The sequence below is a fragment of the Streptomyces sp. NPDC014727 genome, from assembly GCF_043083485.1.
Classification (GTDB): domain Bacteria; phylum Actinomycetota; class Actinomycetes; order Streptomycetales; family Streptomycetaceae; genus Streptomyces.
On the sequence record NZ_JBIBYR010000061.1, the window covers coordinates 1 to 7849 of the forward strand.

The following is a 7849-nucleotide window of genomic DNA, read 5'->3' on the forward strand; positions in this document are numbered from 1 at the left end:
CACATAGTCGTGGGTGCGCTTCTCCGTGGCCGCGAAAGTAACCGGCAGCACCGGCTGGGTCCGGTCCAGAGCCTGCACCTGCGTCTTCTCGTCGAAAGTCCGGCTGGGGGAACCTGTTGGTCGGATCCTGCGGGCGCTCGGCTTCACTCATGGCTGCTCCGTGTTCCTTTGCGTGAGCACTCCACGCCGAGGATCTCTGCCGGATGCTCGGCATCGGCACCGAACCCCGGCATGTCGAGACCATGCGAGCCAAGCTGAAACGCCTGGTCAACCGCAGCATCCTCACCGAATCCGCGCCTGGCCTGTTCACCCTCATCCAGCCGATGCCGGTTACGCCTGCGCCCAGCTCAACTTGAAAACTGGCAAACGGTCGCAGAACACCCACTGAATCCGGTCGAAGGGATCTGGTCGCTCCGCGCAGGAGTTGCCAGGCCAACACGGCCTTCACAGATCCCGAGCATCTCCTCGGCACACTCCGTCGCGGCCTGCGCCAGCTCCAGTACCACAGCGACGTCATCGACGCCTGCTTGGCCGCAACCGGCTTCCCCCACACGACAACACGCAGACAAGGTCAGTAGGGGGCATCGCGATGCTGCGTGTCGGCCCTGCGGAGGGGCGCCGGTGCAGCTTTCCGTGATGGACAGGGGCGCCCGTCGACTCGCGGACGCCCCTGTCACGGTGTGGGAACCGAGGCACTACCGCCCTTCAGTGAAGCCTGCCGACCGGCGGAGCTCCCCGCGTATGGCCGGTGTCAGGGCTTGGGCAGCGTGCAGTTCTTGCGCTTCAGGTCCAGGACGTTGCCGGAGCCGATACAGGTGTTGATGGGGGCGGTCTGTGTGGCGTATCCGCGTCCCTTGTAGACCCTCGTGCCGTTGGAGTCGACCTCGCACGGGTTGTTGAGCGTGCACCGCTCGCCGTCGCGGTTGCTGGTGCTGTTCACGGCGATGAGCTCGCCGGTCTTGGCATCGAGCACGGCCGAGCCCGAGCTTCCGGGCTTGGTGTTGCACTCCTTGGCGTACCGGACAGCCGTGTTCGACGTGTAGTCGCCTTCCTTGAGGGTCGGGACGACGGCTTCGGCCTGGCACGACCAGACGCTCTCCAGGAAGCTGGATGCCACCTTGATGTTCTGCCCGGCAACGGGGCCGGACGAGCTCAGAGGAAACGCCGTGACGTTGTACTTTCGGCGGATGTCCGCGTAGCTGGAGTCCAGTTGGACCAGCATCATGTCGGTTCCGGTCATCGTCGCGTAAAGCACTCGCTTGCCTGTGACCGGACCAAGTTCTCGGCCTGCCGGGCTCAGTACGGTGCCGTCGAGTTCGACGTCCTTGTCGGTGATCACTTCGCCTGGCTTGGGCCTTTCTCCGGGATAGCAGTGCCCATTCGTGAGCAGTAGTGCCTTGTCCTCGTCGCGGGCGCTGCCCGGGCGGACCAATGAGGCGGAGCAGTTCGGGAGTTTCACGGTCCCAGACAGGTTTCCGGCAGGTCCTGGTTCGTTCGCGGGGAGCCCGGGACAGCTGCCCTGTGCAGTCGTGCCGTTGCGGAAGAAATCTACGAGCTTGGAACCGCAGGCGAGTTCCTTGCTTTTTATGCTGGAGTGCGAATCGTCCTTGATGGTTAGCAGGGATCCGCCGATCTTCTTCTGCATCATCTTCGCCCACACGTAAGGAGTGATATTCTCGAACTCGTGTGCGGAGAGCTGCAATTGACTCTTACCGGGCTTCAGTTCCCACTCCTTACCTGCCGGCCAACCGCCACAGTTGGCCTGATCCAGGTCAAAGCGAGAGCCTCCGGCGAACGGGGCCTTCTTCTTCCGTTCGTTCCTCAACTTGATGACGTCGGAATAATCACGCCCTACCGTACTGGAACTGCACATGAAGGCATCGTGCGTGATCGCGTAATTGCTGCCCTTTTTCCCGAGGCCGAAAGTGGTTTCACTTGCCTTCTTGGCTCCCCTGTTCTCCCCCGTGCCGCTATCCCGAAGTTCCATCAATTTTGCCGCAGACCGCTCCCATATATCAGGCACGGCTTCGAGGTTGAGAGCAAGTAGCGGGGTGAACTTCTCGTCCCCGTGAGTCCTGCGCAAAACCTTGAGTGCATCCTCGACCTTCTGGGGTGTGTTTCCGAAGTGGTAGGTCGAGTCCCTTTTCGCCAGCCAGTCAAAGAACCGTCGGTAGTTCGCCTCCCAGCTCTCCTCCATCGCCGCCACCGCATTGTCAGTGGAAGGAGACATGATCGATTCCAGCCACATGCGGGAAACGCGATCGTCGAACATTGATCGATAGACGGCCCCGAGGCCCGTTCCGCCAGAGTTTCCGTAAAAGTTTATCTTGCCGAATCCAAGGGTCTCACGAACCCGGTCCATGTCTCGGGCCGCGTTCTCCATGGTGATCGAGGTGGCGAGCTCCGGATCCGTGGCGATGCACTTTCGGTGCCATTCTGCGGTCTGCTCGAATGCCTGCTGTTCGGTCGATCCGGGTGTGATGTCCTCCTGCCCGCAGGAGATCTGTGCGCTGTAGCCTGTTCCGCGAGTGTCGATCCCGATGAAGTCGAGTTCGTCGTTCATCGGTGCCAGCTGACTGTCGAGCAGTTCTGCAGGGATGGATGTTCCGGGGAGGCCGGGGCCTCCGGGGTTGGTGAATAGGGCTCCCGTGCGCTTTCCCGTGGCTTTGACGCGGCTCACCGCGATGTTTATTTTCCTCCCGTCTGGCTTCGAATAGTCCACGGGGACCGGAACGATGGTGCACTCGCTCTTCTTGTCGTCGCGACTCCAGTCCTCTGCCATGTCCTTGCACAAGCCCCATTGGACATCCTTCGGGGCTGCGACCTGCGCTGCGGCGGCATGTGAAATCAGAGGGGTCGCGAGTGAGGCAGCAGCCACGCCAATTCCAACGGCCAGTGACGAGAGCTTCGTAAACTGCACAGTAAGCGACAACCTTTCGGTGCAGGCCATGCGGCCTATTAGCCTATTGGTCATTTCGTGGTTCGGGCGAGTCGGCCCTGATCGAACGCGAGGGTAGGTTCCGGGCGCTATTAATATGTGCGACCGCTTTCACCTGTCGATCATGGGCGTCAACGTAGTGGGCGAACTCAGCAGTCGTGTGTCGGAGATGTATCAGACAGCACGCGATTGATGCGCTACATCATGTCGGGGGTCGTGGTAGTCGAGGAGTGGCTCAGGACTGTCCCGGGCCGCCCCCCTGCGGCCGTGAGCACCGCCGTGAGCCGATGCCGTGCCCGGCCAGCTTTCTCCCGCCGGGCACGGCGTCACCCTGTCCGGAGCCCGCCTCGGAGCCCGCCCGCAGCCGGTCTCGGAGTCCCGGACGAGCCCCAGTGCCGGACCGACGCCGAGGAGCACGAGAAGGAGCTGGGCGAGATACACCCCGACGCCCCCTTCGCCCGTGCCTGGGCCGCCGCACAAGGCGCGTCGCCGCGGTGACCACTCCAGCAGCCGAAGCGACCGAGATCGAGGAGATCGTTGACGCCGAGATGGTCGACGACAACGCATCAACTCACCTGCTTGCCAACGTAGTTGTCGAGGCGGTGCCCGCCTATCGCCCAGGGCGAGCTGCCGCCCCGCGCCGACGAGCACGCCCGCTTCACCAGCCCGCGCCCTCGCCGCGGCACAGGACCAGGAATCCGGTCCGATGCGGGCCTCGACTTCGTCAACCGCAGCATCGTGGAACGGATGCGCGAGGACGGCGTGAAGTACCTTCGCGTCACCCGCTATCCCCACCGCGCGAAGGGACTGCTGGGCGCTGCCAGCACTGTGGCCCGCGGCTGGCGTCTCGACCCAACGGGGTCGCGGCCTCTCGGGCGGCGCCGACCGTGCCCTGCTCCGTGCGGCGCGAGGCGTCGGCCAGGAGCTGGGCCAGTACCCGTCGGTACCCTCGCACAACCGTGTCCGGCGTCACGTCCGCCATATCCGGTTCGTGGCGTGCGCCCCGGTTGATGCCCTTGCCGCCCCGGGCCAATCACTCATAGAACAGCGGTGTGACGAATCGGAACCGACAAGCCTCGCTCAGAGGGAACGTGTGGGTGGGGCCAGAGGGGAATCTGCTCTTGTCCGGAACCATCAGAAGAAGACGCATCCTGTCGAGACTCGCTCTTGGTGCCTGCTCGATCCTGCTCCTGGGATCCGGCAACTTAGCCGCCGCCGACAGCAGCAACGGCATTCCCGACTGGGACTATGCGCCGTCCTCCCGTCCTGCAGCAGGCCCGGAGGCCCTCGCCAGGGCCAACAACAACCGGCCCGTCTCCGGTAAAAACCTTGAGGCTGGGCCGCCGTTCACCAAGGACTCGGCTGGCGTGTGGCAGGCCGATCGCACCACCCTCACGCTGCGCAACACAGTCACCGACGCCGACGGCGACAAGGCGGACTTGACCTTCCAGGTCTATACGACGGACGCCAACGGCAATCCGAAGGACCAGGTTCAACTCACCGACCCTGATACCGGGAAACCCGCCACGTACGGTGTATTGGTGTCCGACTTCGTGGCGTCCGGCGGAAGGGCGCAGGTGACACTCAGGTCCGGCGATCTGAAGACGAACACCACCTACGCCTTCCGCACCAGCGCCTTTGACGGCAGCCTGTACGAAACCGATTGGTCGCCATGGGCGAAGTTCCATACCCGCGGCCGGGCGGTGAACATCACCCTGCCCGAGCCGAACAAAGACGCTCCGACGGTCAATCAGGATGACCACCAGCAGCCTCAGTGAGGTTCCCGGCCGACGCGGGCCGGCCGATGCGCGCCCGCGACCTCTGCCAGGCCCTCGACCTGCCGATCCTCCCGAAGAACACCGAAGGCATCTGCTCCAAACTGAAACGCCTGGCCAGCCGGGGCATCCTCATCGAAGCCGAACCCGGCTTGTTCGCCCACCCCGACGCCTGAGGCCCCCCACCCGCAACCAGCGGTCCTTCCCCAACCTCAACCACGAAACGGACAAGAGCTCACGTTCCGCACTCTCAATGTGGACGGCGGCTTCTTCACCGCCTCCCAGCCCGTCGATGGTCTGCGGCCCCTGCGCGACCCCGACGCCGTCGACCTCGACGATGACGACGGAGATGAGGAGTGAGCCGGGTGCCGTCCGCACCCGCAGCGATACCGAAGACCTCGGCGCAGGTGTGCGCTGGTGAGGCTGGGGCCTTATCGCCGGATTCGGGTCCGGCCTTGGAATCACGCCAGGAGCGAGTCAGGGCGTGTCCCGTAGATCAAGGTGATGTCGACGGTGCCCTGGTAGATACGTTCTCGCTTGCGTCTGCCGACACACTGCGGGTTAGGCCGGATCGCTTGCTAAGGAGCGTCAACGCGGTAATCAAGGCGAGAGCGGCGAAGACGCCGGCTGCCTCGAACGCGGCATGCTGCCCGGTGGTGAGTGCGATCGGTGCCGGACCACCGATCGCGGACGTGCGGGTGGCAGCGACGCTGGTGCAGATGGCAGTGCCGAGGGCGGTGCCGACGGCGAAGGAGGTGTCGGCGAGGCCGGCGGCCACGCCTGAGTCGTTTTCGGTGACGCCGGTCAGCGCGGCAATCTGTGCGCATACCGTGGCGGCGCCCATTCCCGCCCCGAACAAGAACAGGGCGGCCGGCAGAAGACGCATCGAGCCACCGGCCGGTATGCGGGTGAGCAGCAGGCAGCCACAACCGAGCAGGACGGTCCCGGCGGCAGCTACCCGCCTCAGGCCGAGCCTGGTGACGACTCGTTGGCTCAGCAGGGCGCCTGCGACCGCGGTGATGGTCATCATCGCGGTCGTCAGCCCGAACTGCGCCGCCTGCCAGCCGAGCACCTGCTGCACGAAAGAGGTGAGGGTGATGAGCATGCCGTCGACGGTCATGCCGGCGATGAGCAGGAGGAGGTTGCCGCCTATCAGCATGCGCGAGCGCAGCGCCCGGAAGGGAGCGAGCGGGGCCACCGATCGCTTCTCGATCAGGATGAACATCCAGACCAGCACCGCCACGGCGGCCAGCAGCCCGACGGTCTGTCCGTTCGCCCAACCGGCTGTCGGCACCCGGGTGATCACGTATACGAGCAGGACGAGTGCTGGGGCGATGGTCAGCGCACCAGGGATATCGAAGGAGCGGGAGGATGCTCGGTGCCGGCTTTCGCGCAGCATGGCGGGGGCGAGCACCAGCACGAGGGTCCCGACCGGGACGTTGATCCAGAACACCCACTGCCATCCGAAGGTATCGGTGATGATGCCGCCCAGTAGAAGACCGGCGGTGGCGCCGAACCCGCCGAGTCCGCCCCAGATACCGAGCGCTTTGTTCCGCTCGGTCCCTTCGGTGAAGGTGTTCATGACCATCGACAACGCGGCCGGAGCGATGATCGCGGCCGAGGCGCCCTGCAGTGCACGGGCGGCCACCAGGGCCTGGATGGATGGAGCGAGCCCGCACGCCAGCGAGGCCACGACCCGCAGCACCATCCCGGCGATGAACACACGCCGACGGCCCAGCAGATCCGCAGCGCGGCCGCATAACAACAGCAGTCCGCTGAAGGCCAGCGCGTAGGCCGTCACGGTCCATTGGATGGCAGGGCCGTGCAGGTGAAGGTGGTGTTCGATCGCGGGCAGAGCGGTGAGCAGGCTGGTGCCGTCCAGAATGGTCATGAAGAACGCCACGCCGAGCAGCGCCAGCACCCGCCAACGGTGAGTCTTTGAAGGGTTGCTCGTGGTCATCGCTGGTGCTCGATGCTTCGCAGCAGTTCGGCGGCGAGCGCGTCAAGCCACGTGCCAGTGCCCTGCTCCCGCCAGCTTGGTTCTTCTCGGCCATCGAGGAAGGTGCCCTGCTCGGTGAGCAGCAGCCGGGTGCCCTCCCCCTCGGGGTGAAGCTCCACCGTCGTCAGCGACACCGTGGCAAGGTCCTGTCCCTCGGACAGAGTGGAGGTGTAGACGATCCGCTCGTCCGGGACGATGTCGCGGTACCAGGACTCGAACGTCAGCACCACGCCACCGTCAGAGCGGCCGCGGTTGATCTCCCGCCCACCGACGCGGAAGTCAAGCTCGTGGTCGGCGTCGGGGCCGGCGAACCAGCGTGCCTTTGCTTCGGGGTCGGCCCACGCGGCGAACACCGTGGCCGGTGAGGCCGCGTAGCGGCGTTCGAGGGTGAACGTTGCATGCGTGACAGCGCGATCGGTCATGGTGTGCTCCCTTGGTCTGGGCTCTCGCCGTGTTCGGTCAGGTAGTCGCCGAGGCGATCGAGGCGGTGTTCCCAGGCAGTGCGCTGCGCAGCGATCCAGTCCTCGGCCATTCGCAGCACACCCGGCTCGATGTGGCAGGTGCGTACCCTTCCGGCTTTCTCGGACCGGACCAGTCCGCACGCCTCCAGTACCTGCAGGTGCTGCATCACCGCCGGCAGCGACATGGCGAGCGGCCGGGCCAGCTCGCTGACCGAGGCAGGCCCGCGGATCAACCGCTCAACGATGTCCCGGCGACTCGCGTCCGCCAGCGCCTGGAACACCCGGTCCAACGAACCAGTTTGGTTAAGCATGCGCCTAACTATTCGAGGCCAGCCGCGAATAGTCAAGCATCTAGTTAACCTTTCTCGCCGAGGGAGTACCGTTCCCTCGCATGTCTCGTCCGGGAGCACGCGCTCGGACGGGCGTTTCCCTTAATCCAGCGCGTAAGCAGACGGCCCGGGACCATGCAACGACCCGGGGCAACTGCTCGCACAAGACAGCGAATGCCCGGATCCCCCCTGGCCGTCAAGGCCTCCTCAAAGAGCGGCATCGCTGTCCGTTGCGGGGTTCGCGGTGATGACCGACCACGAGGACGTTGGGCCGCAGGTAGGTGCGGAGTTTGCTGGCCAGGCGGCCGATGGAGTCAGCGGCTTTGAGCTGGCGGACCATGTCGTCG

The 7849-nt window shown here is 65.0% G+C and carries 7 protein-coding genes; 3 read left to right on the forward strand and 4 right to left on the reverse strand.

The features are described 5' to 3' along the window. The first annotated feature begins 203 nt into the window (after positions 1-203). Positions 204-356 carry a hypothetical protein gene (locus ACF1B9_RS37620; protein WP_391746877.1) on the forward strand — a complete coding sequence of 51 codons (153 nt, stop codon included), beginning with the start codon at positions 204-206 and terminating at the stop codon, positions 354-356. A gap of 395 nt (positions 357-751) precedes the next feature. On the opposite strand, the gene ACF1B9_RS37625 is transcribed toward ACF1B9_RS37620, so the two are convergent. Next, a complete protein-coding gene (locus tag ACF1B9_RS37625; RefSeq protein WP_391795979.1) occupies positions 752-2782 on the reverse strand; it encodes an alpha/beta fold hydrolase in 2031 nt (676 codons plus the stop codon). 1277 nt (positions 2783-4059) lie between these two features. Here ACF1B9_RS37625 and ACF1B9_RS37630 point away from each other — a divergent pair. Then, the gene (locus ACF1B9_RS37630; RefSeq protein ID WP_391746875.1) at positions 4060-4716 is read left to right on the forward strand and encodes a hypothetical protein; all 657 of its coding nucleotides are present in this window, start codon (positions 4060-4062) and stop codon (positions 4714-4716) included. Continuing rightward, the gene (locus ACF1B9_RS37635; RefSeq protein WP_391746874.1) at positions 4713-4889 is read left to right on the forward strand and encodes a hypothetical protein; all 177 of its coding nucleotides are present in this window, start codon (positions 4713-4715) and stop codon (positions 4887-4889) included. The genes ACF1B9_RS37630 and ACF1B9_RS37635 overlap by 4 nt, the downstream gene beginning before the upstream one ends. Positions 4890-5209: 320 nt before the next feature. Here the strand turns inward: ACF1B9_RS37635 and ACF1B9_RS37640 are convergent, their stop codons facing one another. From ACF1B9_RS37640 to ACF1B9_RS37650, 3 genes are read right to left on the reverse strand one after another with little or no spacing between them, the layout of a single operon-like run. Next, positions 5210-6634 carry an MFS transporter gene (locus tag ACF1B9_RS37640; RefSeq protein WP_391795980.1) on the reverse strand — a complete coding sequence of 475 codons (1425 nt, stop codon included), beginning with the start codon at positions 6632-6634 and terminating at the stop codon, positions 5210-5212. 35 nt (positions 6635-6669) lie between these two features. Next, a complete protein-coding gene (locus tag ACF1B9_RS37645) occupies positions 6670-7134 on the reverse strand; it encodes an SRPBCC family protein (RefSeq protein WP_391746872.1) in 465 nt (154 codons plus the stop codon). Beyond that, positions 7131-7454: an ArsR/SmtB family transcription factor gene (locus ACF1B9_RS37650; RefSeq protein WP_391746891.1), complete on the reverse strand. Its 324-nt coding sequence runs from the start codon at positions 7452-7454 to the stop codon at positions 7131-7133. The genes ACF1B9_RS37645 and ACF1B9_RS37650 overlap by 4 nt, the downstream gene beginning before the upstream one ends. Positions 7455-7849 lie beyond the last annotated feature (395 nt).

What these genes read in the sequence shown, in the direction of transcription:
- ACF1B9_RS37620 (WP_391746877.1), top strand. Translation starts at nt 204, where the DNA reads ATGCTCGGCATCGGCACCGAACCCCGGCATGTCGAGACCATGCGAGCC.
- ACF1B9_RS37625 (WP_391795979.1), bottom strand. Translation starts at nt 2,782, where the DNA reads ATGGCAGAGGACTGGAGTCGCGACGACAAGAAGAGCGAGTGCACCATC.
- ACF1B9_RS37645 (WP_391746872.1), bottom strand. Translation starts at nt 7,134, where the DNA reads ATGACCGATCGCGCTGTCACGCATGCAACGTTCACCCTCGAACGCCGC.